This window comes from Haloarcula onubensis, from assembly GCF_031624605.1.
Lineage (GTDB): Archaea > Halobacteriota > Halobacteria > Halobacteriales > Haloarculaceae > Haloarcula > Haloarcula onubensis.
On sequence record NZ_JAMQOS010000008.1, the window covers coordinates 241,607 to 265,908 of the forward strand.

Annotated in this window: 24 protein-coding genes; 9 read left to right on the forward strand and 15 right to left on the reverse strand. The window is 56.0% G+C overall.

Going from position 1 to position 24,302, the window contains the following annotated elements:
- The first annotated feature begins 133 nt into the window (after window positions 1-133).
- Window positions 134-424 carry a hypothetical protein gene (locus tag NDI86_RS20680; RefSeq protein WP_310902164.1) on the forward strand — a complete coding sequence of 97 codons (291 nt, stop codon included), beginning with the start codon at window positions 134-136 and terminating at the stop codon, window positions 422-424.
- Complete coding sequence (locus NDI86_RS20685; RefSeq protein ID WP_310902165.1) at window positions 424-681, forward strand: hypothetical protein; 258 nt, start codon at window positions 424-426, stop codon at window positions 679-681. The genes NDI86_RS20680 and NDI86_RS20685 overlap by 1 nt, the downstream gene beginning before the upstream one ends.
- A gap of 306 nt (window positions 682-987) precedes the next feature.
- On the opposite strand, the gene NDI86_RS20690 is transcribed toward NDI86_RS20685, so the two are convergent.
- The 6 genes from NDI86_RS20690 to NDI86_RS20715 all read right to left on the reverse strand — a co-directional run bounded on the left by NDI86_RS20690 (window position 988) and on the right by NDI86_RS20715 (window position 8,610).
- The gene (locus NDI86_RS20690; RefSeq protein ID WP_310902166.1) at window positions 988-1,422 is read right to left on the reverse strand and encodes a PIN domain-containing protein; all 435 of its coding nucleotides are present in this window, start codon (window positions 1,420-1,422) and stop codon (window positions 988-990) included.
- Window positions 1,423-1,674 carry an AbrB/MazE/SpoVT family DNA-binding domain-containing protein gene (locus NDI86_RS20695; protein ID WP_310902167.1) on the reverse strand — a complete coding sequence of 84 codons (252 nt, stop codon included), beginning with the start codon at window positions 1,672-1,674 and terminating at the stop codon, window positions 1,423-1,425.
- A 327-nt stretch (window positions 1,675-2,001) separates the two neighbouring features.
- Window positions 2,002-3,432, reverse strand: coding sequence for a hypothetical protein (locus NDI86_RS20700; RefSeq protein ID WP_310902168.1), 1,431 nt, complete (start codon window positions 3,430-3,432; stop codon window positions 2,002-2,004).
- Window positions 3,429-4,019, reverse strand: a complete 591-nt coding sequence (locus NDI86_RS20705) for a BREX protein BrxB domain-containing protein (RefSeq protein WP_310902169.1) — start codon at window positions 4,017-4,019, stop codon at window positions 3,429-3,431. Before NDI86_RS20705 ends, NDI86_RS20700 begins: the two co-directional genes overlap by 4 nt.
- Window positions 4,016-7,771, reverse strand: coding sequence for a hypothetical protein (locus tag NDI86_RS20710; protein WP_310902170.1), 3,756 nt, complete (start codon window positions 7,769-7,771; stop codon window positions 4,016-4,018). The genes NDI86_RS20705 and NDI86_RS20710 overlap by 4 nt, the downstream gene beginning before the upstream one ends.
- Window positions 7,771-8,610: a BrxA family protein gene (locus NDI86_RS20715; protein WP_310902171.1), complete on the reverse strand. Its 840-nt coding sequence runs from the start codon at window positions 8,608-8,610 to the stop codon at window positions 7,771-7,773. The genes NDI86_RS20710 and NDI86_RS20715 overlap by 1 nt, the downstream gene beginning before the upstream one ends.
- A gap of 240 nt (window positions 8,611-8,850) precedes the next feature.
- Here NDI86_RS20715 and NDI86_RS20720 point away from each other — a divergent pair, with 240 nt between their 5' ends.
- A complete protein-coding gene (locus NDI86_RS20720) occupies window positions 8,851-9,657 on the forward strand; it encodes a recombinase family protein (protein WP_310902172.1) in 807 nt (268 codons plus the stop codon).
- A gap of 160 nt (window positions 9,658-9,817) precedes the next feature.
- On the opposite strand, the gene NDI86_RS20725 is transcribed toward NDI86_RS20720, so the two are convergent.
- A complete protein-coding gene (locus NDI86_RS20725; RefSeq protein ID WP_310902173.1) occupies window positions 9,818-10,249 on the reverse strand; it encodes a helix-turn-helix domain-containing protein in 432 nt (143 codons plus the stop codon).
- A gap of 132 nt (window positions 10,250-10,381) precedes the next feature.
- On the opposite strand from NDI86_RS20725, the gene NDI86_RS20730 reads away from it, so the two are divergent.
- Window positions 10,382-10,957 carry a DUF8170 family protein gene (locus NDI86_RS20730; RefSeq protein WP_310902174.1) on the forward strand — a complete coding sequence of 192 codons (576 nt, stop codon included), beginning with the start codon at window positions 10,382-10,384 and terminating at the stop codon, window positions 10,955-10,957.
- On the opposite strand, the gene NDI86_RS22190 is transcribed toward NDI86_RS20730, so the two are convergent.
- The 4 genes from NDI86_RS22190 to NDI86_RS20750 form a co-directional block, all read right to left on the reverse strand.
- The gene (locus tag NDI86_RS22190; RefSeq protein ID WP_417936302.1) at window positions 10,884-11,303 is read right to left on the reverse strand and encodes an HVO_A0114 family putative DNA-binding protein; all 420 of its coding nucleotides are present in this window, start codon (window positions 11,301-11,303) and stop codon (window positions 10,884-10,886) included. The two genes, NDI86_RS20730 and NDI86_RS22190, sit on opposite strands and share 74 nt — an antisense overlap.
- Before the next feature lie 147 nt (window positions 11,304-11,450).
- The gene (locus tag NDI86_RS20740) at window positions 11,451-13,058 is read right to left on the reverse strand and encodes a hypothetical protein (RefSeq protein WP_310902176.1); all 1,608 of its coding nucleotides are present in this window, start codon (window positions 13,056-13,058) and stop codon (window positions 11,451-11,453) included.
- Window positions 13,055-13,831, reverse strand: coding sequence for an ABC transporter ATP-binding protein (locus NDI86_RS20745; protein WP_310902177.1), 777 nt, complete (start codon window positions 13,829-13,831; stop codon window positions 13,055-13,057). Before NDI86_RS20745 ends, NDI86_RS20740 begins: the two co-directional genes overlap by 4 nt.
- Before the next feature lie 346 nt (window positions 13,832-14,177).
- Window positions 14,178-15,050 (reverse strand): hypothetical protein, encoded by an 873-nt coding sequence (locus tag NDI86_RS20750; RefSeq protein WP_310902178.1) that lies wholly within the window; start codon window positions 15,048-15,050, stop codon window positions 14,178-14,180.
- Window positions 15,051-15,951: 901 nt separating this feature from the next.
- Between NDI86_RS20750 and NDI86_RS20755 the strand changes: the two genes are divergently transcribed.
- Entirely contained in the window at window positions 15,952-16,383 is a 432-nt protein-coding gene (locus tag NDI86_RS20755; RefSeq protein ID WP_310902179.1) for a DUF5518 domain-containing protein, read from the forward strand.
- A gap of 63 nt (window positions 16,384-16,446) precedes the next feature.
- Here NDI86_RS20755 and NDI86_RS20760 read toward each other — a convergent pair whose 3' ends face one another.
- The 4 genes from NDI86_RS20760 to NDI86_RS20775 all read right to left on the reverse strand — a co-directional run bounded on the left by NDI86_RS20760 (window position 16,447) and on the right by NDI86_RS20775 (window position 19,315).
- On the reverse strand, window positions 16,447-17,187 hold the full coding sequence (locus NDI86_RS20760; protein WP_310902180.1) for a DUF7847 domain-containing protein: 741 nt from the start codon (window positions 17,185-17,187) through the stop codon (window positions 16,447-16,449).
- A gap of 180 nt (window positions 17,188-17,367) precedes the next feature.
- On the reverse strand, window positions 17,368-18,768 hold the full coding sequence (locus NDI86_RS20765) for a DUF6498-containing protein (RefSeq protein WP_310902181.1): 1,401 nt from the start codon (window positions 18,766-18,768) through the stop codon (window positions 17,368-17,370).
- 7 nt (window positions 18,769-18,775) lie between these two features.
- Window positions 18,776-19,126 (reverse strand): hypothetical protein, encoded by a 351-nt coding sequence (locus tag NDI86_RS20770; RefSeq protein ID WP_310902182.1) that lies wholly within the window; start codon window positions 19,124-19,126, stop codon window positions 18,776-18,778.
- Between the two features lie 15 nt (window positions 19,127-19,141).
- Window positions 19,142-19,315, reverse strand: a complete 174-nt coding sequence (locus NDI86_RS20775; RefSeq protein ID WP_310902183.1) for a hypothetical protein — start codon at window positions 19,313-19,315, stop codon at window positions 19,142-19,144.
- Between the two features lie 604 nt (window positions 19,316-19,919).
- Here NDI86_RS20775 and NDI86_RS20780 point away from each other — a divergent pair.
- The 4 genes from NDI86_RS20780 to NDI86_RS20795 all read left to right on the forward strand — a co-directional run bounded on the left by NDI86_RS20780 (window position 19,920) and on the right by NDI86_RS20795 (window position 24,177).
- Window positions 19,920-20,891 carry an NAD(P)-dependent alcohol dehydrogenase gene (locus NDI86_RS20780; protein WP_310902184.1) on the forward strand — a complete coding sequence of 324 codons (972 nt, stop codon included), beginning with the start codon at window positions 19,920-19,922 and terminating at the stop codon, window positions 20,889-20,891.
- Between the two features lie 389 nt (window positions 20,892-21,280).
- Window positions 21,281-21,502, forward strand: coding sequence for a hypothetical protein (locus NDI86_RS20785; RefSeq protein WP_310902185.1), 222 nt, complete (start codon window positions 21,281-21,283; stop codon window positions 21,500-21,502).
- A gap of 921 nt (window positions 21,503-22,423) precedes the next feature.
- Window positions 22,424-23,350 carry a hypothetical protein gene (locus NDI86_RS20790; protein WP_310902186.1) on the forward strand — a complete coding sequence of 309 codons (927 nt, stop codon included), beginning with the start codon at window positions 22,424-22,426 and terminating at the stop codon, window positions 23,348-23,350.
- A gap of 188 nt (window positions 23,351-23,538) precedes the next feature.
- Window positions 23,539-24,177: a DUF7847 domain-containing protein gene (locus NDI86_RS20795; protein WP_310902187.1), complete on the forward strand. Its 639-nt coding sequence runs from the start codon at window positions 23,539-23,541 to the stop codon at window positions 24,175-24,177.
- Window positions 24,178-24,302 lie beyond the last annotated feature (125 nt).

The following is a 24,302-nucleotide window of genomic DNA, read 5'->3' on the forward strand; positions in this document are numbered from 1 at the left end:
GCCTATTGGGACTTATCGGACAAGTCGTTGCTCTGTGCTGTTAACCAACACCGATTGGATAATCGACCGGATGTTGGCTACCCAGCCCGAAACACTCTGGGAACAATAGCTAGCAATCCTGACACGAGCGGCGATGACTGACCGCTCTGAACCGGCTGCCACGAAGCAACTTCGGCGTGAAATCGCCTCCACCCTTCGGCTGGACACCTTCGACGCCGCCGCGTACCAGGACCGACCGTACCTCCGAGCGGCCCCCGAGGCGGGCTTCGACGTCGCCGAGCTCGCGAGGGCCCACGACGTCTCCAAGAAATCCATCTATCGCGCCATCGACCGCCACAACCTCCGACCCGAGCAGCCACCCCGGAACGGCACTGCCCGCTGGCTCTGGAACGTACCCCTGGATGCGGTCCTGGTGGACGACTGATGGGCGAACTCGATAGCGCCGTCCCCGACGGCTCGGATGCCACCGTCGATGGTGAGTTCGTCCAGACCATCGAGGCCGTCGACGAAGGGGATTTTCTCGTGCTCAACGACGACTGCCGGACGTGGGAAGTGACCGCTGTCGTCGACCGGGTAATCGAGGACCCTGTTAACGACCGTCGCTCCAAACGTGTGTTGTGTCTGGTCAGCACCTATGCTACCTTCGGCATGGAACTCGTCGAGTATCCCGATTGCCACTAGGCGACTAGCCACGTCCTGGAGACCAACGACCCCTCGAAGCCATGTGGTGGTGCGCTGGATAACCCGTTTCTGGCTATACCTATTCTCTGGCCGGCCTACAGCAATTACTATAGGATATTCTATGGGTCTCTCTATATCGTGACAGACTATCCAGGCAGGTATGTGAATTGGCGGCAGATAGTTGATTTACCCATCGTTGAGCAGTTACACACAGGACCCGACGGCGAGATAGAATCTGCGAACTCTCCAGAAGACGTGGGCCTAACCTTCAGTGAGTGAAGCCACCGACTTTAGTCGTGGGAGAACTCACTCTGGTTGATATGGATTCGTGTCGATGTCGAGACGGTAGACATCTTCGGCAGCGTCGAAATCGTCGTCGAACGCGTACAGATATCCAAGTCCCTCTGCTTGCATATATGCAACAATACAGGCGTCAACGAATGAAAACCGTTCGTGCTGTCGAAAGAGCGCCTTCGCCGTGGCGAACGCGTCCGCAGTCAGGGAGTCGATGTGAAATCGCGTGTTCTCTTCAACCCGGTCGAGAAAATCAACAGCGGCATCGTGACCCGCGTGTGTCGTCAGCCCGTTGAGCGTCTCTGCGAGTACGTACTCGAGAATCACCGCTTCCGGAAGGTCTGCGGTATCTATTCCCTTGAGAATAGGGAGGGCAGCGTCGTGGGCACTGTCACGCCGGTACGTCGCCGCGAAGAGAACCGTCGTATCGACAAGTGCGCGTGGCATCTATTCGGGGTCTACGCCCCATGTATCGTGCTCGCTCTCGACTGCTGTCGCCTTGTCGCCCTCGTAGCCGTCGAAGTTGCTGAACGTACCGCTACGTTGCTGGACGACCTGCACGCGGAGCGTCTCACTGTCCTCGATGTGCCAGCGGAGTTTGTCGCCATCGTCGATATCGAGTTCCTGGCGGATTCGGGCAGGAATGTTCGCTTGGTTTCCCGACACCTTGCTTTCGGAGTCGACGCTTTCACTACTCATGTACGGGAGTACGAGACCACTCCTGATAAATTGTAGTGTGCACTCACACTAGCTCGCCACGGAGGACGCATACAGCCACTGCATCTCCCACGGTTCCCAGATACGTTCTGGTCGCTCGAATCTCCCGCCGAAAGGCGTCTCCTGCACGGATGTTGGTCTGCTTGGTCGGGCATCTGGCGAGAAGCACGACCCCAACATTTCCCGACATCATATCTAGAATATGATTTTTGAATTTGGCAGAAATCACGAGTGGCATTTGTGTCTGCTACATAGATATCTGAGCGATGGTACTATACTAGGTACAAACTCGGGTTCTGCTTTGGCACCCTATATCGAGAGAGTTAAGCAGCGGTTCTCGATTTCAGGAGCGAGCGAGATGACCTGTGACTTCCGTTGCAGTTCCTGCCGGCGCTGCTCGATTCGGTCTTCAAGCTTCGAAAGGCGATTCCGCTGTCTTCTGATTGCGATATCCATGTCCGTCCCTGTTTCTGCCTTCCGCTCGTAATCGACGATGAAGGTCTCAATCCGTTCCCGTTCGGATTCCGCATAGACTTCGAGATCTTCAAGTTCCTGTCGCGTCTCTTCACGCCTCCGTTTCTGGAGTTCGTCTCGACGTGACTCGACTCGTTGGCTAATGTATCGGTCGGCAGACGAACGCATCTCACCCTCGTTTTCCAGCAGGACCCTAATCGACTCCTCATCAGGCGAACCTTTGATACTGTCTCCATCGACGACTCGCTGACCAAGACGCTCTTGGGGATCGTTGTGTGCTGCATCGACGAAGACCGGAAGTATTTCTTCACGGATTACTTCGCCAGTACCGTCCTCAAACCTGACTCGGTAGTTGTAGGTGATCCCTGGATTATCAACGAACGGGTTCGGGCCGTGTTGGAGGGCCTCCATCGTCTCCTCGAACTCGCGGTAGCGATGCCGGCTATCGCCGACGAACAGCGCAACCTCGTCAAGTCCGAGGAGCAATTCGGTCCGAGGACCATCTTCGTTCAGTGCATCAGTGACGGTCTCAACTCGCTGTACCAGTTCCGTGGGATCGAACGACTCTGGGTCGACATCGTCCTCTGCTCGCTCGATGGATGCTTTGACACCAGCTTTACTGTCGAGCTCGGTGCCCGCCGTCTCCGTCAACGACGGAAGTGCTTCGTAGAGCCACCGGCGTAACGATGCCCGTTCTTCGAGAACGTCCTCGAACGTCTGGCCGTCGTGCTCGGCATCGATGAGGGCGTCCCAGACACCGTCGTATTCCATATCGACGGTCCAGGCCCACTCGAGCAACCAGTTCGGGTCTGTCGGATAGCCGAGTTCGCGACCGATCGCCTCGAAGATGAGGAACGGGAGCGGCGGTTCTTTCGAGGCGTCTCGGTCGAGGAGATTCAGGAAGACTGGCTTGAGGCGCTCGACGTGTGAGTCGTCTATCGAGCGGGCGAGGTTGTCGAATCCGGGCCACTGCTGCGCGAGTTCATCACCCAGATGTGCGAATTCCGATTCACTGTCTGCGACGAGCCCGATGAGTTTCAGGAGGTGGGTTTTCCCTGATCCGAAGGTCGCATGGAGATAGAGAAAGCGTGCTGCTTCTCCCGGATGGGTTTGGATGACCTCTCCGAGCTCCGTGAGCACACGCTTTGCACTTTCAGTCTCGTGGAACTCTGCGACGTCGGTCTCTGCGCGCTCTCGCGCATTGACCTTCTGGACTTCTTCGAGTTGTCGTGTCGGATCGCTACGGAATAGCTCTTTGATAGTCATTGTTGGAGATGCACCTCCCGGATCTGCCCGTCAATCTGATGTGCTGGATAGTAGTGCCGCGAGTCCCCGCCGAAGAAACTCAGCTTCCCGCCGACGACGTCGCCGGGGAATGGAACGCCGATGGTAGACCTGACGTTGCGACGGTCGAGTTCGTCGAGGAGCTCGGACGCACGAGTGAACGGATAGAGGCTCCCGAGGTTGAGAAGCAAGACGACGTGCTGTTGCGTTCCCAGCCGGTCGTCGTCGATCTCGTTCGATATCATCTCTTCGACGAGTTCCTCTGCCAACCGATCCTGCATCGTCTCTTCAATTCGCTCAACGGTCGTCTCGCCACCAAGTGCCACCGAGAGATTGTAGACCTTCGTCTTTGGAAGGAGTTCGTCGAGCCAAATCGGCTGGACCGTGACTCCGTTATCTACTACTGGCGGCTCTTCTGCGCCCGTCGCCCATCCACTGAGTCGGTCCGCAACGCGGTGTTCGACTGATGGATCGACCGCTGCGATCACGAATGGATTCCGGATGCCGGCTTGCCCATCAGCGAACGTACACAGCTTCTCTTTGAATGCGAGATACGGTGAGTCAGTCATCGAATGATCACCCCTGAATCAGCCTGCTCTACATCCAACTCTCTGCTCTCGACGAGACGTTCGAGGCGCTGATCGATTCCCTGTCGGTCGTCCGGGAGAACTCCGATTTGATCCACGTCGTCGGGTGTCCGGTCGCCAACGATTACAGAGAGGCGATCGAGTCTGGATTCGAGGACGTCGACGTCATCTTCGGTAGCGTCTGTCCGAGGTTGCACACCAGCGATGTCATCCGCCACCGAGGCCAGTGTATCTTCGTCATCTGCGTCCAGTGCCGTGACTGCCTCATCTACGGTTTCGTACCAGCTTCGGAGCTCACGGAGCGGCGTGATGTAAGTCCGCTCGAAGGCGACATGCACACTCGACGGGAGTTCCGTTGCAGGAACGACCCACGGATGTTCCTCTAGCCGCCCCGCGAATACAGCGAGGCCGTGCTCGTCGACGTACTCGTCCCACGAGCGCTGGAGTTCGGCGCTACAGTCGGTGGCAGTCTTCCCAACCAGTACTTTCCATCCATCGGTTGTCCACCAACTCCCATCGAACGTATGGAGCGCATCACGCTGCTCCGCGACCAATGACTGCGCCTTCTCATCGATCCATTCGAACTCACTGTCGCCGACGGCCAGTTGAGCGTCGTAACGGTAGAGCGATAGGAGCCGGCGGTTCCAAACATCGACGACTTCGTCGAGCCATTCCTGTCCGGCGTTAGTCTGTTCAATCGCATCCCCAAGTCCGTCTCCCTGAGACCTGACGACGGCGAGTCGGTCGGAGGTTGCATCGATGCGTTCTGATAACTCTTCGACGAGGCTGTCAAGCAAGCCAGCGACAGCGTCCGAACGGATGTCCGTGTCTGCAACCAATTGGATGTCCTCTTGGAGACCAGTGAGCGCCGAACGGAGCTGTGTATTCGCGTTCTGGAGGTTAATCAGTCCATCAGCGACAGTCTCTGTCGTCTCCTTGAATCCCCCCTCTTCGAGCAGTTTCCCGATCGGCTCACGTGGAAGGAGTTTCAGTCTCGTCGTCGATAGCTGGCCTTGATCAAGAACGACTTCGTTTGCGAGGGTATTCCCGTCCTCGTCGACAGGAACGAGTCGGCCTTCACGACAGAACCCCCAGATGATGGCACACAATGCAGGGCGGGCCTCATCGTAGAACGGCTTCTCGTCGGTAATCCCATCGAGGACCGTGTTCATGTTGAGGCCATCGTCCTTGTCCTTCAGCTGCCGGCCAGTGAGCGACAACACGTTTCGCTGAATGCTTTTCTTTCCTTGACTCGCGGAGGGATCCGAGGAGGGAACCTGTATCGTATGTGCCCACGCTGGGAGTGGATCTTCAGTGGAAAGCTCGGCGAGTTCCTGCAGTCGGTCGTCGGTCACCTGGAGCATCATCGGATGGAAGTCGTCCGGGTATCCGACATCGACGGCAGTTTGCACTGCTTTCGTGAGGCTCCCGATGTTCGTTCGATCTTTCACCGTGTAGGAGCCGCTCTGCATCGCGCTGGCGAGTTTGCTTCTGACAGCACTAGCCCGCCGGTCGAGATCGCGTTCAACAGCAGGCGGGACGGTGTGTGTCGAAATCGCGTCTCGAAGCGCCCACCACTCGACGATGTGCTTCCGAAGGTCGTCGAGTCCGTCAGTGTCTATCTCCCAGTACAGCGTTTCTTCATCCCCATTGTCTGGCGAATGGGTTGGATGAACGCCCTGCACTGCAATGGAGACTTCTAGCCCTCCCTCAGCTTCCCTGGTTGTCTCGAATCCGACTCCGTCGAGACTAAATTCGTACGCGACGGGATATTCGTCACCTGATTCACTGTACGGAACGGATTCCGGGAGAGAAAGATCCTGCATGATCCGTTCCCAGAGATGCTCGTCCAATGCGTGGAGGATAGCATCCCAGTCTGGGTTCTCCTCGTTTGCCTCGGTATCGTCATAGATGAGGCGCTCTTCCTGTGTGGCGAACCGATATCTCGCACCAGATTCGTCCTCGGTCGGCCGGATGAACTTCTGTAGGCGCCCCAGCGACTCCTCGACTCGGTTTTGCGTACTGATCCACGACCGACCGTTGAGATCGGACATCACGGAGACGGCGATGTTCCCCTCGTTCAGTGGGACGATATCGTGGACGTGCTGCAGCAACAAGACCGCTTTCGCCACGTCGAGGTCGAACGCTTCCAGATTGCCATCCGCGACTTCGTCTGCGATACTTCGCCCCCCTTCATGGGACTCATTCTCTCCAACCTCGTCATCGTCGGGTAGCTCTCCGATGACTCGAACGTCTTTCTCGAGGGTCTCCTCCAGCTCTGGTTTGATCAGTTCATAGAAATCGACCAACGTAACGACGTGGTCAGGTTCTCCGTCTTCAACCCAACTCTGGAGGAGATTGTGCATGAGCGCGAGAATCGCGCGAGCGGTCCCCGAGAAGATCGATTTTGCTGGATCGGGGGCTTCCTGCCTGAGGTTGAACAGTATTTCGAGGAACAGCGGAGCGTGATAGGGGAGGAATGGGTAGAACTCGACGAGCTCGTCGTCGTCGATGCTGTCGAGTGGCGGTTTCGTATTCTGCTTGATCTCGTTGTAAACCAGTGATTCGGTCGGTTTTACCGAGGCCTGGTCGAGCACCTCACGAACTCTGGCCTCGCCTTGATCGGACTTCTCGAACAGACGCCGTTTTGCGATGTCGCCAACGTGTTTGCTGGGTAACTGGTAGCGGTGCGGGAAGCGGTCTTTGACGATACTAAAGTCGGCACCGTGAGCGGCGAACTTCGGCTGGACGTCTTCGATCTTGGCTTGTGCAGTCGCAACGAGCTGGATGTCGCCATCCCCGATATCGTCGATATTCTCCGCGAGCGTCTGGAGTTCAGTCAGGCGCTCGAAGTCCGTCCCGATAAAGAGACTCACTTCGTCGAGAAGCAACACCAACTTCACCGGCTCCCCTAGCTCTTCTTCCCGTTCTTCACGCAGTTGATTCAGCCGTGTCACCACTTCCTCTGGATCGATATCCGAAGGTCTGAGGTCCGTGTACCCATCACGAGTTTCGTTGACCTCCTCGAAGAGTTTGGGTAGAACCACATCTGCGAGCGCACTGTAGCTCTGGATATCCTTCCAGAGATTCTCTGAATCCCAGTCGTACCCACCGCTCTCGGCAGTAACGGTTTCAAGCACTTCTTGTGCACGCGTCTGGCGGCCAGGCCATGCTTCCGTCGTCCGGAACCACTTCTCGAAATACGCGACGTCAAGCTGTGAGGAGAGTCCACTCGAGATCTCGTCGTCGACGCCGGTCAGATGCGGGTCCTGATGAGCGTGTCTGAGAACGATCTCGCTGAAACTCCGTTGCTTTTGCCCCTGGTATTTCAGGAGATTGATCGAGACAGGGATGACGTAATATTCCTCGTGGATACTCCGCCAGTGGTCACGCAATTGGTCGACACTGGCATCTTCTGTTACTTGCGTAAGGTCATCCCAGACATCGCTATATTGTCCGTCAAGCCAGTCGGAGTCGAGTAGTCCGTCAAGGACGGTCAGAAGATGGCTCTTTCCGCTGCCGTAATAGCCGTAGAGCCAATAGTTCGACCCCGTACGCATATCGTCCGCCTGGCCGAGCATCCGGTCAACGAAATCTCGAATGAAGCGTTGAGAGTCCGCCGTTACGTGATATGACTGGATGGCGCGCTCGCGATGATCGCGTTCATCCCTGTCGATACGGACCGATTCCTCGAAGTCGTCTGGAAGGTCTTCAAACCAACTCGCATCGACCATCAACTGTTACCCCCATCGTGTACCCATGAATACGTTCCTTCACTGGGGCGTAGGTCCAGGTCTCCGTGAAGTTCGAGATATTCCCATGCGGTGGTGTTGGCGGCACGGTCGAACAGTTCTTCCCAGCGTTGCTCCGGTTGGAAGAGGTATAGCAGTCCTCGGGGGGCGGTAATCCAATCGTCATCGCCGGTTTCGAACGAATAGTCCAATGCGACGAGAAGTGGGACAGTTCCTACCGACGGAAAGTGCCCTTCTACTGCTTGTTGTCCCTCGAGAACACCGATTTCACGCATCACAGACCTTATTCCTTCGCACCACCGTTCCGTCGTCGACTCTGCGTAATCGAAGCTACTGCCATCGGAATAGGTGAGGTTGTTGAGGATGGTTGAGAGGGTCTCGTTCGAGAAATCCAGTGGGTTCGACTCGCCCCGAATCACACGAGCACTATATTCGTGGACGACGTACCGGACTAGACTATCGTCAGAAGCAAGATACAGATAGAGGAGTTGTGCCTTATCTCGGGACGTATCACACTGATCAAACACCTGTGGAAGAACACTCGGATTCGGGAGAGACGTTGGGGCATTTTTGAACCGCGATGTCAGCACTCGATAGATTTTTTGAGAACTCCCCCGTGTGCTCCGATTCGAGAGGCGCTCATCGAACCAGATGTCCTTCACATCGTTCCAGTTCCCCTTGTCTGCATATAGCTGAGTCAATTCTTCAGCCCGGTCGACGAGGAGACCACACATCGTGAGATCCATGTTGACTTCATCTGGCGAGAGTTGTCCGGCCAAAGATGAAAGAGGAGCGTCACCTCCATCGGATATGGGAGTCATACACTGGTAGAATAAACCAACTCACTTTATTTTTCGTCTTTCTGGAACATTTGAGGTGGAAGGTGCTCAAAGTCTCTGAAATGGCTTCTGGATCAAGGTGAGGCGGTGATGAATTTATTTGCCATACACGATATACTTAATAGAATCCAAGAATTTCTGATCATTCACAAGAAGCTAGTCCTTCCTACGACCCCCTCAAAAGGTGGATAACTTATATACTCCGTTGAGGCCGCAGAAAGTATGCCCGAAATCGGTATCTACGCTCGTGTCTCGACAACAGATCAAAACCCACAAAGACAGCTCAACGAACTTCGGGAGTTTGCCGAAGACACGTATGACGAGCCAGAGATTCACACCTACGCTGATATCATCAGCGGGACTGAAACTGAACGTGGTGAAGAGTACCAGCGGCTCCGTTCAGATATCGAAGACGGGGCCCTAGACGTCGTCGTTGTCCACGAACTCTCACGTCTTTCTCGACTCGGCGCCGGCGAAATCCACGACTTCCTCGAATTCTGTCTCAGCCACGAAACGGGCATCCAAGATTTAGAAGTCGGACTCGAAATCAGCCTTGAGGATGACCTCGTCGACAGAGCGGTGAGTCAGCTTATCGCCGGTGTGATGGGCGACCTCGCCCGGGTTGAGCACAAACAGAAGCTCCGCCGGATTCAATCAGGTATTGACGCTGCGAAAGAGGCCGGCCGATGGACTGGACGGCCGCCAGCTGGGTTCGATGTCGAAGACGGCTATCTCCAGGTCAACCCTGACGAGTTCCTGACTATTCGACGTGCACTCGAACGCGTCGAACACGGCTACACCTACGCTGAAGCAGCTGACGGAACACCTGTTGCCGAGTCAACGCTGCGAGCCCTCTACGACGACCGACGTGACCTCTATTTCTACGCCGAAGCTGAAGATGAACGACTCCAAGCTGCCGCTCACGAACTTGAACCACTCGAGGAACCGGCTATTCCCGATGACACAAGCCTCCCGGAGCAGGAAATCAGGACCATCGTTCGCGATGAGATTCGTCGCCATCAGCAGTAGCTCTCTCAATGCCACCAGCTGTAATAGCAGACCTGACACTGTAGCTGCGCTCACTCAGAAGGTTGCCCGTCAGCATCTCAAGAGTTTGTGTACACTCACTAACACGCCTAAGAGGCCACTTGAGTCTCCACTCTCTCTCTCTCTCTCAATCCGACGGCATTCAGTCTTGATCGCCAGGGCGGTCGACGGCTTCGGCGGCCTCAATTTCGTCTGTTTTCTCGACTTCGGCGAACATGGCGCGATACGCACCGGGCTCAAAGAGGTTGTTCCGGTCGAAGAGATCACGGGCAGCGTTGGTGAGCCGGAAGAACCGGTACGGTTGGCCGCGTTCGAGCCCTTCTCGGTCACGTTCGACAACCTCGACCAGTCCTACCTTCTTCAGTCGGGAGAGATGATCGGTGAGTGTCGATGCTGCGACGCTCGGATTGTAATATTCGAGCTCCTTCTTCGAGGGAGCACCTTTCGGATGACCAACGATGGTGCCGACGATGTTCGCGCGGGTGGTGTCGTCGAGCGAACCCAACGCGGTAATCGGATTCAGGCCAGCCGTCTCCTCGCTGGGCCTGAGCGAGGTGACATCGGGGCGGGACATTGTATCTAGATTTTCATCACCCAGTCAAATAACCATTTCGGTGAAATACGAAGTGGTTGTTAGAGTTAGTGCGCATTTCACTTCCGGACCGTTTTCCGTACTGTTAGGTGGCGGTGGTTTGTGATGGCCAATATGACTACCGACGACGGAACGCGGGCGGTTATCGACAAATTGGGTTCTACCCCCGGTGAGACACTCACACCTGAACGTGTCGAGGCCATTCAGACGGCGATGCACGAGGAACTCGGTCGGTTCATCAACACGACATCGTACTTCGTACTCGGTTCGTATGCTGAGGAGGAGCGACCACGACTGGAAGCAGTACGGGACCAGCTCATGTCCGAGGCCCAGCCTTCGAGCACCGACGACGAGGTTGAAGCGTTCCTAATGGACGAGATTCTGGATATTTCGGAGTTCTTCACGTCGAAATTCAAGCTCTTAGCGAGCTACTCCGACAACATCGTGGGAGTGTATGAACACTCCAAAGGAGGCCACGCATGGGAAGCAGGCTACATCGACCAACCGACGTATCGAGACCGAACGAGGGCGTTCTACCGGTCCTACGAAACTGAGGAAGAACAGTACGCAGCCTACGACGCGATGTTCGCACACTATCTGTTGTCGATGGACCGGGTCAACCGTGCGCACACGTGGACGGCCTCAGACGATCTACTTGATGAAGTCCAAAACGCATACCACGATACGTAACACCGTCCTCGATACGGTCGAAGGGAACGACAGGCTGCATCGCTCCGCTGGGACCGCCGTCTTCGAGCTGGAGGCTCCCGAGGACCTCCAGATACTTGAGATCTGAGTGGACATCGGAGACATCTCGGTCGACGAGGCGGGCAGCCTCGCACATACTTCGGGGGGTTCCTTCAGCAATCACTTGGATGAGTTCCAAGCGCAGTGGTGTGTGGCTATCGCCGAGGCCGTTGTAGCTCCCGAACTGGATCACAGACTTCTCGTCCTGGTCACTTTGTTCACCGGCCTCAGCATCCAGCATGAACTGAAGCGTCTCTTCTTGGAGCTGTTCTCGGTCGGCGACGGTGATGACCTAAACAGGAGTCCAAACAAGTCCTACTCTTAAAGAATAAGCCGTATCAGCGGCGAGTGAGGAAGGTAGTTCACTGGATTGCCGCTGGAACTCACCTCTTCGAATGGATCGAGGCTGTGTGTCTTTCTTTCTCGACAAGCTGTTCTAGTTTAACGTGTACTGCCGATACCGCCAAATTGCATACCGATATGAACCGTATGACACTCCGACTGTCAACAGTAGGTATACTGTGAACCCGACGAGGAATACCGGAGTCAAGACCAGGTTTCCAGTGACCGCAAACCAGGTCACAACTAACCCAAGAACCGTCCCACCACTGATGACGAACAGATACCCCAGCATCACGAGCGTCGACGGAACGACCGATTCGGAGCCCCAGAACTCGCGCTCTTCGTAGATGGGGTACGCCGACCCGATCCCAACTGCGAACATCCCCGCAGCGAGGCACAGTCCAATTCCGACCACTGCGAATGCGGCAGCGTAGCTTGGTCGCGTTCCGAGGAGAATCGAGACGAGTGGGACGAGCACGACAACTGGGAGTCCAACGGCAACACCGGCGAGGAGTCGTCCTCGGACGATCGTTCGAGGCGTCGTCTCGGTGAGTAACAGCAGCGGCAACTGGGGTCGGTCATCGCCGAGCGGGTTCAGTCCGAAGCTCGCTCCTGCGAGGTACGTTCCGAGGCCAACGCCTGTCCCGGCAAGGAGTAGTCCGATGGCATCGTTCGAGGCCTGAACGACAGTCGTACCGAGCGGACCAATGAAAAATACGACCATCAGGAGATGGCTCAGCTCCTGTGGGTGTCGACGTCCACGCACGAGGATCCCCCACGCGATACGGCCCGCTTTGGCCCGGGTGAACGGCTGTGGCGCGGTGAACCCACCGCTCGACGTGCGTGCTCGTGTCGACGTGTTCCGATTCGACTCTTCAGTAAACCAGAGAATCGAGGCCTGCCGGGTTGCAACGACGAGGCCGACCGGCGTGAGCGCGATCAACGCACCAAACACCACTACCGAATGTATCGATAGTGGCTGAGCAATCTGCGTTCCGACGAAGGCGAGCGCAGTGTACTCGACGAAAGGGTCGAAGGTGAACGTCGAGAGGTACGGATGTAGCAATCCGACCTCGACGACGTACTGACCGACAAATTGTGAGACGACGACGAAACCGATCAGCGCGATGATCCCTCCGACCTTCAGGAGACGATGGACGCCGGGGAGACGCCGTAGGAGGCGCAGTACACCAGTGCCACAGGCGTAGCCCCAGACGGCAGTACAGCAGATGAGCGGGAGGGCGACGATGCCGCCCGTGATCAAGAGTAGTGGCGACCCCAGCCCCAGTGAAAACACCGCTACGAACGCTCCTACGGGGAGTCCGAACCACAAAAGTAGCCGTCCAATCTCTGCGGTGATGAGTCCGAGAACCACTGCTCGTGGATGGACTGTCGTCAGTACGAGCTCCTCGGCTTCGATGCTGCCAATCCGTTCGAGCGTCCGGAGCATCGATAACAGAACGAACACGATGGGGATGGCGGTCACAGCAGGTCCAAAGAACGGAATTGCACTGACAGAGCGAGCAGTCTGACCGAGCAGGTACGCTGTCGGGAGCGCGAAGAGGAGATTCCCGCCGAAGAACAATACAGCAATCCCGAGACCAACGAGACGACGTGTATTCCCACTATAGCTCCTTAGACTTCGAACGAACTCTGCGCGGCCGATTCGGAACCCGTGGCGAACGTCTTGCTGGAGATTCATTCTCCCTCGGGAGCCGCGGCTGTTTCGTGTTCACTGGTGACGGCGAGGAAGGCGTCTTCAAGCGACCCACTCTCACCCGTCTCCGCACGGGCCTGTACCTCAGCAGGCGTTCCCTCGGCGACGAGCTTCCCGTCGAATAGTACGCCAACCTCGTCTGCGACGGCTTCGACGACGGGAAGAATATGCGTTGACAGGAACACGGTCGTTCCCGCATCGGCGAAATCAGTGATTGATTCACGGATAGTGCGTGCCGCTCGGGGATCAAGCCCCGACGTTGGTTCGTCCAGGAACAGGACGTCCGGCTCGTGCAGGACGCTTTGAATGAACGCGGTCTTCTGTTGCATCCCCTTCGAGTACGCTTCGATTCGCTTGTCGGCGTCCTCGGTTAGATCGAATCGGGTGAGATACTCCTCGATTCGCTCGTGGGCGGCGGCTTGTGGAATATCGCGAAGATCGGCGACGTATTCGAGCTGTTCACGGGCGCTGAACTCTTCGTAGAGTGGTGGTGTTTCGGGGAGATAGCCCACGTGCGGGGCAAGAGCGCGTCTGTCGTCTACGTCGACACCACAGACGCGGGTTGTCCCGTCAGAAGGCCGTGTGAGGCCGGTCAGGAGCCGCATCGTGGTCGTCTTTCCCGCGCCGTTCGGGCCGAGAAAGCCATAGACGGTTCCTGTCTGGATTGCAAGCGAGAGACTGTCGAGGGCAACCTCGGAGCCATAGGTCTTCCGGAGGTCTGTCGCCTGAATGGCGAGGTCTTCGTCAGTGGAGGGCATGGACAACGAATCTCGTTTGTCAGACCATTTGTCTATGCGTTTCGAACCGGCCGAGTGAGTATGGTTCAGCCCTCAGGGACTCCTCGAGCTGATTGGGTCCGGAATGTCAATCTACAAATCGTTCGGTGCAGGTCGCAGAGTCCGTGACGACAAACCAGTCATTTGCATTTCAGGGTTGCTCCAGAAAAGTGGAATGGAAACCGCTGGTGTGACGGGTTATGAGCGGGATATTGCTCAATTATTTTGAGATGGATTTGCTGTCACACAACTGTAATCACGGCCAGTCGTCGGGAATATAGTTTCAGCGCTCGGCAGGAGGAATCGGATTAGTCAGCACGGGCTATGGCTACAGCATCCCGGAACCGATGACAACGGCTACAAGACCGGTAACGGCTGCAAGTATAGTAACAACATATGCGTACTTGTACTGGCTGAAAGAGTCCACGAGCTCCTTCTCTGACTTATCCGAGATGATTAACTGACCACTATCGGGGACAGTGACAATAACATTCTCTGGTTTCAGGGGATAGGTGGCGTCCTGGGCAGCACGAACCTCTCCTAGAAGATAGATGTCGTCACTTGGACTAAGTGTACCCTCATAATAGCGGCGTTCGCCATGCTTGTTCCCGAAATCGAGGATATTCGTAATTGAGTCTGTTTGGGTAGCCACCCCAGCTTCTGCTTGTATGAATGTCTCAATGCGCTCAGGCGGCTCAGCGTCTGGTGGAACGGAAGTCTCAACGGAGAACCCCTCAAGCGAAGCGAGGACATTGTCCACGGTAACACCGTTCGCGAGGAATCGGTCGACATCGATGGGGCCCAACTGAATCTCGTCAACTCCGGTCCCGGAGGACGGGTCGCTTACGTAATCACCAATGTTCACACGAACGCGCCCAGTTCCGTCGTCGAGCTCGAATGGCGTCGTGTATACACCTGTGGCGCGCGTCTCCCACATCTCGGAGTCACCTCTTTCGTCCCACTCTTCGACTTCCCAGGCCGAGAGCGTGCTCTCTTTGCCCTTTATTGGCGAGTCAAAGGGCTCATCTGCACGTATGGTGCCTTTGAGTTCAACGACTCCCTCCTCTTTGATATCCCGGATATCAGTTGTCTCGGTAGTTTCAATGAGTGCACTCTTGCGGTGTTGGCGGCGGCCATAGACTGCGGCGAACCCCGCAATGATCAGGAGCACAATACCGGCGACGAGTAGAAACGTGGACATGAGGAGGGTATCGAGTGATTAATCTGCAAAATTAAAAAAGTGTCTCACTTGAGCATAGTTACTGCAGAATACGACCTCGGTGAGACGCTTGACGAGAGCGGTCTTCTTCTGCTAGTGAGACCACGAGTCAACTGTCGATTAACACGCGTATCTACCGCTCTCCCACTCTGTGATAGATACCTACAATAGATGCTACTCATCAGTGAGGCCCGGATACGCTACTTCCGAAAGATGGCTGTCAGGGTCAGTAAAGGACTCCGAATATCGCCCCAAATGGTGTCCTGAGCCAGTGTTACAGAAATACGAGGAGAATGTCCACGACTTCAGTCGTGGGTGGATGTCAAACAGGGGAACCGAACCTCGGACCCTGGGTCAATGGGTGTCCCGTCGACGATCGCGCTTGAGGACTCAAACGACGATGCCGCGCATCTGACTTAGTTCCGGAAAATAGCAGCGGGACAACCGCTCAGTAGGTGTGTTTACTCATCATTTGTCGGATGGCTGAGCACATCTCTGAGAAGAATCCCACCACTGACGATAGCGAGTAATCCTCCGATGGCCTGGAGGACGGCTGGAATAGTACCACTAGAATGTCCCGAAAACACTAGGATGGGGGATAGTCCGATTAGCATCGAATACAGTGCAGTCTGATTCATGTTTGGGGCGTTGTCTTTTTACTGGTTAATAACCGTGGTCTGACCAATATGTGTACAGCACAGTTATTTGGTGCTCCCTTGACCAGCCTATACTCTGTACTGACCGCGCTCGGGTAAACAACGTCAGTTACTGAGGATTTCAACAGAGCTGTTTGACTTTTTCCACACACCGAGTAGTTCGGAACGTTCTCTAATCCGTTGGTTCTGGACTAGATTAATACTACCACCCACAGAATCTCTAACTGATGCCCCTCCAACTCAATATCCCGAAGACGTGGAAGTTCGCCCTGCTCGGAGGATTGCTTGCCTTCCCGTTTACTGCGTTTGAAGCGTGGCAGTCCCCGGAAAACATAATGCTCGAAATGGTACTGGTCGGGAGCGCCCTTGCGGGCTATTTCGTCAAGCGCCACGGCGGGAACAGTACCGCCACCGGAGTCCGAGCCGCGCTCGTCGGTGGTTTGCCGTCACTTTGGGTGCTGGGTGAACTGCTCCTGACGATCCCGACTATTTCGAATCCGCTGTGGTTCGGTGTCGTCAGTGTTGCCATGGTGCTCGTCCTTGGTGTCGTTCTTATGGGGATTGTGGCGGTGTTTGGTGGGCTCGCCGGGCGATTCGGTGGGTGGCTGGCCGAGCGACGCGGTCACGGCGGTTCGGCCAACGCCCTCAGTAGCCCATGAGAGAGCACGCTTGCGTGTAAACGCTCGCAAAAATCGCTCCATCGGTGTGGTCCTAAGAACAACTTACCACTCAGACGTAGTATCGTCACCACGTAACTGGACAAACGCTTCTGCTAGGAATCCAAGGACAAACACGGAGAACGGCAGCGTGATCACCCCGGCGACGAGTGTGCTTATCGCTGGACCTGCAAGCGCGCCAACAATGAACGAGACTATCACCGACAAAATAGTCGGGATGAGGCTCAATCCGACGAAAATAATCAGCAGCAGCCCGAACAATGGAAGCCAGTTCCCACGCGTTAGCGTCCAGCTATCACGAAGCGCAGCAATAAAATTCTCGTCTTCAACAGCGATGTAGACGAGCATGAACAGGAACGCTACGTACGCGATGATACCGGGGATAATGAGGAGGAGTGAGCCGAGGAACACCAAGAGCCCATAGACAAAACTCCCCACCACCGCGTTGACTAGCACGATGCCGATATTCCGGGTGTAGTATTCCGACGGGATCGAACGGGCATGATCGCCGACGAACGTTCGGAGCGAAACAATGGCCGCTACTTGGAGCAACAGGAGTGCGACGACTGCAACAATTGCAGAGATCGCAATCGGAACCTCGACTGTTGGAAGCGCTACATCTGTCGCCGAGACCGTTGTGCCCTGCAGCCACGTGACGAACGCGCTGTAGAACGCTACCTGCCAGACGATTCCGAGTAGCACGTATGCGAGGGCAAGAACTGCTCCATTTCTATTCGCGACACGACGAAATCCACCAGTTAAGGCGGAACCAATATTCAGGGACACAGTGAAAACTCGACGCACTGGGGCTTAATTGACGTGGAAATATTCTGGCAGAGAAGTTCGCCCACCAGATTTGTATATTATCAGGTGTCCGCTCATACTTGCTGATAATCATAGACCACTCTTCATGAACCAACAATAGTCTCCTTCCGTGAATATTGTACACGATACAAAATCAGAGCGTCAGATTCGCGAGAGTGCCGCCCAGAGGAGCACACCGACCGGGAGCAGTAAGAAGGGAGCGAACACGATAGTAATCGTACCTGCCATCGCGTCGCTAATCTGGGAGCTGACAAACAGCCCTGCTGGCACAGCTGCGAAACACAGCATCAGCACGCTAGCGGCTCCAATCACTACAGGATCGCGGTCCGGTCGTGCCGTCTCTTCGACAGGGAGCCTGAGCGTGTCGACGACGCAGTCGAGATCCGCAACTGGACCTAACTGCATATCCTCATGCCCGCCCTCACTGGATAACGTCAGTGTACCCGTGTTGAGTAAGCGGTCAGCGATTGCATTTTTTACTGAGAACGTTGTTGAGGAGTTGACTGGCACATGCCACTGTGGCGCCTCAAGTAGTGTATCATATGCAACGAGAAGGTTGCCGCGGCGCTGGTACTCGATTGTCCCATACCGAAAAAAGTAGCTGAGTACACGTGTGGAGACAATGATACCGACTCCAAAGAGCCCAATTGCAATCCACACAGGGTTACGAGCGATAATTGCGAATCCTGTGACAACGAGTGCCCCCAGCCCCAGACGGTTCGCGAAGCCGTAGGCGATTGCCCAGATACTCCCCAGCAACACTGACTTCGCACTGACGGTGACTCGCGCCTGGACATCATCGTCAGGAAGGTCGATTTCTGGCGGTGGCTCGCTCAAATTCTCGTCGGTCTCGAACCAGTCACCGAGTCCAAACACCGGCCTCCCGATATGTTCTACGTAGAATCGGTACAGCGACGCAGCAGATTTCCCAAGAACTACGCCGACGAGAATCACCAGCCCGCCCGTCCGACCGCCGCCAGTGGCAAACAACGCGAGCGGCAACAAAAGGGCCGTGAGCTGTGCAGGGGTTCGCATTATCTCTCGGGCGGAGACGTCGGTGTACTGCTCGCGATGGATGTACTCGGTGACGAAGTCAACTCCTTGTGCGAACACGAGCGTTCCGAGGCCAAAGAGAAGATTGAGTGTGAGCACCGGCGGGGCATCTACTGACAGCCAATAGGCGATGCTCAGCGGAAAGACCGTCACTGACCAGCCCCCGACCAGTGAGAGCGCAAACGGGATGTTTCGTGGATAGACCGGTGGCCACGAACCCCGAATTGCCCAGCCACCCCGCTTCTCTCTGAGTTCGTGTAACGGCTCCATCTGACCGGTCACACTCGGCGAGCCACGCTCGGCAAACAGAACCTTGAGTGCGGCCACAAGGACCGCGCTGAACGCTTCGGCCCAGTAGATGACCAACAAGGACCAGAGGCTCCACTCCCAGAAGAGGACACCGACGAGGGGAAGCAGATTCGCACCTAGTAGAACGATTGCACCAACAGGTGAGACAGTCGGAGATGAAACTCGCTCGCGTCGTTTCACGCTTCTTTCACCCGGTCTCTGACGTGGTGTTCATTCGCGTGCGGATCTCTGCGGCCACCCCGGCCATCCCAGCGATGACGAATAGTCCAGCGAGGATGAACCAGTCACCATCGAGATACTGGAGCGCACCGATTGCAATCATGCCGCCGTAAATGAGTGGCTGGTAGAGTGGGTGACTTCGAATACCCTTCACGGTCGCTACAAGCAACATCGGAACCACAACTATCCAGAGGACGACTGTATACAGTGACGGCGGACCGTAGTAGATAAATTCGAAGTACGTGGCTGCGCCGACGATTACCAGCATGACTAGGAGTGCTGCTGGACGAATACGGTCCTTGAGGGTGTTGAGAGGCATTATGCAGACGGTGTTTCAGACCGCCCGTTTCAGAATCTGTGGAGTCACCACAACTTCGAGGACGGCGATGCCAAGCGCAACCCACCGTATCGTACCCTCGAGCAGGGCAAGCGCGATGACTGCAATAATCGCGGCATTGATGATACTGAGTCCGTAGCGGACCGCAGGGCTTTCGAATGGGGAGGGCATATGCGAGGATGTAGCCCTAGGCAGGGTATATCAGTTTTTGTGCAGTGGTGAACCGGGAATTTCCTGCGAAATATTCATTCACCTACCTGTTCGCTGGGTCCCAAAATAATAGAGGGGGACAAACCCAGGAACCAAGAATGGATACACAATTGGACCGGCCATAGCCGACTCTGTTCTTGCAATACCGATAATTCCTATCATCGTCACAAGAAGGTATCCAACACCTGCTGCCAGGACCCCATCTGTCATTTCGAAAGACCAGAAAATCACTGCAAGAGTAATTGCGCAGATCTGGCCTCACGCGCCAAAGCGACATAGCGTCGTTGGCTCCTTGTTCATTCTTGTAGTATTCCTCTTCAGTGCTAATTACTGTGTGGAGCCAAACGCGTATACCCTACGTGTAGCTCCAGACCTGGAGTGGTTGGGGGCGTTCGACGGAGCACGCGTTTATTTTCCGGACTATCCAGGTACTATCGCGTACACTCCTATCTTGCGAAAAGAACAGTTCTCCCAATTAGCACTCAGCTTACGCTACTCGCCGTCCTACTATTCTATCGAAATGCCGACGACCGCCACCGAACAATCGGTCAGGACCGACTCGAGAATGAAAGCCGTAGCGGCCACAGAGTACGGCGGCCCGGAAGTCCTCCGACTCAACACGGTGCCGAAACCCACCCCGGAACCCGATGAGGTACTGATTCGCGTCCGCGCGTCCACCGTCGGCCCGGCCAACTCGGCGATGCGCGAAGGGCGACCGTTCCCTGTCCGTTTCTTCAGCGGCCTTCGACGTCCAACATCCATCCCGGGGGACGCGTTCGCCGGGGAGATTACGGCCGTCGGCAGGGATGTCACCCACTTCGCCGTCGGCGACCGGGTATTCGGGACGACTGCGCCCGAGTCTGGTACTCACGCCGAGTACGTCTGCGTCCCCGAGGACAGTACTATCGAACTGACACCGACGGGTGTGAGCGACGCCGAGGCCGCCGCTGTCGCCGATAACGGCCTCACAGCGATGCTGTTCCTCCGGGACGTGGCCGACCTTCAGCTTAACCAGTCTATTCTCATCAATGGGGCCTCGGGCGGCATCGGGACGTTCGCTGTCCAGCTCGCCACCAACGTCGGTGCCGAGGTCACCGGCGTCTGTAGCACCAGAAACCTAGATTTCGTGCGATCGCTCGGTGCCGACGTGGTCGTTGACTACACGAGGACTGGCGTTGCCGAGACTGGCGAGACGTACGACGTAATCTTCGATGCTGTGGGCAAGGGGTCTTTTGCGCAGTTCGTGGACGCGCTGAACCCGGGCGGTCTGTATCTGACAACTGTCCCTTCGGTGGGAATCCTCTTCGATATGGTCCGGACGAGGGTGATCGGCAACAGGCGAGCTGTCTTTGCGGCCACGGGGATGAAGTCTGCGGACGTACGGAAGAAGTACCTCGGGGAACTAAGAGAACTGATTGACTCCGGGAAGATTCGTCCGGTGATCGGGCGACGGTACCCAATTGCAGAGATCATCGAGGCACATCGCTATGTCGACACAGGACACAAGCGTGGAACGGCCGTAGTTACGATCGGTTGACCGGCCAACGCACAGTCGAGTCGAGACCACTGAACGCGGCTTGGGAAACCTCGAGGACATCACCAGAACATATCGAAACGACCGTCTGCTCGGTTGTACTTCATCAAGGTAAAGAGACGCTCGTACGTCTACCGACTGTTTGGGTCAGTCGACTGATGTCGACTAAAATGCCAGTCCTACCGCTGACTACACTCTCTGTATCGTTCTCGCCGGTACTGGCAGACTCCGAGTAGATGGAAGGAGCACTGTTGCATAGCGGGTGCGAGTTTTGCAATCGAATCTCGGTGAAACCGCTGATGATGATTTCGTCCATATCTATTGCTCTCCTGAACTCACCATCGAACCCACTCCCCCAAATCATATACTGACTCTTTGCGTTGCTGAGAGCAATGGTCCCTCTCCAGATTCCAGGTGGTCCCGAACTCCTTGTGCTCGTTATTGCCCTCGGTCTCAATCTACTGGTTCTCGTTGGGGTCTTAGGTGGCCTCGGCTACTTTCTCCTCCGGATTCGGTCAGGGGGGAGTGTCAGCGACCGTCTGGACCGAATCGAGCGGAAAATCGGCAGGTTGGAAGCTCAGGTCGAACAGCTCCAGGACGAGGAACCGGAGTAAGTGGCGACACGGGGAGTGTTCTCAAATTAGCACGCCCGGATACGAGCCATTTGCTAACGGGCGTAATTGAGTAGCCACTTGCCGAGTCCCTTCTCTGTATCGGTCATGCTGTTACTGACAGACAATGAGCAGTTCAAAAACCGCTGGTGTATACAGAGCGCGAATCGGCCACCGCAAATAAACGGCGTCGCGTGGTCATCCCAGCCCGATTTTCTTGTGACGCCTGTAGAGATACACTACACCGGCCGGAATCGTAATTAGTTGCACGGCCGAAAACACAAACGAACCCAAGTGCAGTATGGCAACAGCACCCCACAGCACTCGGTTTGGTATCCAACCGCTGTTGTTCCGACGGAGTGCTCTTACATCGAGATAGAGACATAACGAGTACAGTGGCGCTAGAAGGCTCCCGATTAGAACGGTCGCTGCCACCGTGAGTATAGAGAGTAAGAATAGCAAGCCAGTCTCTGGACCGGAGGGCACTAGACTTGGTGGAGAACCGGCCTGTGGTTCGCTCACTAAGTGAAGAATCCCGTACGAAGCCTGCACGACTCCAAAAACTCCGATGAAGAACGCAACGCCGTACCACCATGGTGACTTGGAGGACTTACTGGGTAGATTCCTCGACATAGATCCTGTGAAAGTGTGGCCGTGTTAGTTATATGAATCGTGGAGTGAAACAACTGATTGATATCACGGTGATTATATCGTCTGTATTCAGTACACCCCTCGTGCTCACATCTTAAAGCCGTTGACCGAGAAGTTGAGAGGGTCGGAACCGGCCCCAATCTCGACACGGCGAGACCCACGAGGCGTCCGTAGCGCAGTTGCATGCTGCGCAGCCCTCCGCAGAAGTCTGATTGGTCTATTTCGTCCATTTATACCTCTCTAGACCAATCGTCGCACATCCCCCACTCACATATGCCCCCACCTATCATCCTCCTCATAATCGCTGTCCTCCTGGTGGTTGCACTCGCCTATGGCTACCGAGCTCTGACCGCCTTGATCGTCCTCCGAGCAGTGCCGACGGAGAGCGGTGAAACATCCCGTTCGCTGGGTGTGGGCGAGTCAGTAGCACTTACGGGAGAGTTAGTCGTCGAAGAGTCGGCCACGATGGGTGATGCAACTGTCGAAGATACCGACCGGGCCGTCGGTGCGTACCTCTGGCGAGCCCGGTTCCCAGACAACACCAACAGTAACCTCACGATTGAGGAGTGGGGCTGGGAGCGCCAGCGGTGGCACACCTTTGCCTCGGGTCTGGAATGGGGCCGCTGCGGCGTCATGACTGACGGCCAGCCGGTCCGTATTGACCCAGCGTGGCTCCGTTCGACGACTGGGACAAAACCGCTCGGCCAGGTGAAGGTCGGCGGAATGATGAAATCGGACCGGTTCTCGATCCCCCCGTGGGATTCGTGGTACACTTATCTCCGAAACCGTACAGAGTATCAATCCCTTCGACGGTTCGCAGGTCACGTGCGACGGCACAACGATAGCATCGATCTGGACCGCTATCTGCTAGAAGCCCGCCCGCTGGTTGACGGGACGTCGGTGAACGTCAGCGGCGAACTCCACGTCGAGCAGGGCGAGAAGGTTCTTCGTGGGACCGACGAGGTGCCGCTGTTACTCACTGACGGGAGTTTCGACGAACACCGTCGTTGGCTCCGCCGCCAATCGTTACGCAATGGTGGAATCGTCGCTGGCGTACTCTTCCTATCTGTCTGCCTGTGGTTCGAGTGGTACGTACCGTTCGCCGCGTTGCTCGTCGGTCTGGTCATCTATCTCGGATATCGTTTCACCAAAGACGCGCACATCATCATCGACTTCCTCCGCCGGGTCTTCCGAGGCTGAGGCGATTCAACTCCCTCACCGAGAGGTCCTGGCCCACCCGTCCAGACAAAATACCGAATGATACCCTGCTGATCACATCTCTCTGTATGTTGTACGCCGCACCTATCAAACTCTGAGGATTTCAACAGAGGCAACGAGAACTATCTACATGGGAACATCTTTTCACGTCACCCGATTGAACCCCCGATATGGCTGTCCTGAATGCCCTCCGCCGGACGCCGAATGCCCTCCGCAGAAACCCAGTCGTGCTCGCCCCGATACTCGTGTTGTCGGTGTTGCAAGTACCACAGTTAGCCCTGCAGGCAGTCAATCCACTGCTCAGCAGTGTGGTTTCGCTTGGATTGTCGCTCGTGTTGTTCGTTGTCACGCCGTTCTTCCAAGGGGGGTTAATCGGGATGGCCGACGAAGCTCTCGCCGGGCGAACGACGCTGCAGACGTTTGTCGACGACGGGAAGGCAAACTACGTCTCGATCCTCGTCGCGTATCTGGTCCTGATGGCGATTTACGTCGCTCTCGGGCTGGTCGTATTCTTCGTCACGCTGGTCGGCGGTATCTTCGTCATCGGAAGCGGGGGCCTCGGATCAGCGAACACTGCTGTGCTCGCCGTCCTCGGAACCGTTCTCGCTGCCGTCGTGCTTCTGTATCTCTTGGCACTCTTTTTCCTCCAGTTCTACGGCCAGGCAATCGTACTCGAGGACATGGGGGCGGTTGATGGGCTCAGACACAGCATGTCGGTTGTCCGCCAGCACATCGTGAGTGTGCTGGGGTACTCCATTCTCGTCGGAATCCTTGGTGGGGTGTTTGGTGGTGTCTTCGGCGTACTCTGAGCGTGTCATAGAAAGCGTCACTTACGAAGCGGCAGGGTGCGCGAAGTGTGTCCAGCACAAGCGCAACCCTGCAAGACGTAGCTTCGGTAGACGACTTCTTGAATGCGGCGGCGACCGAGACAGTC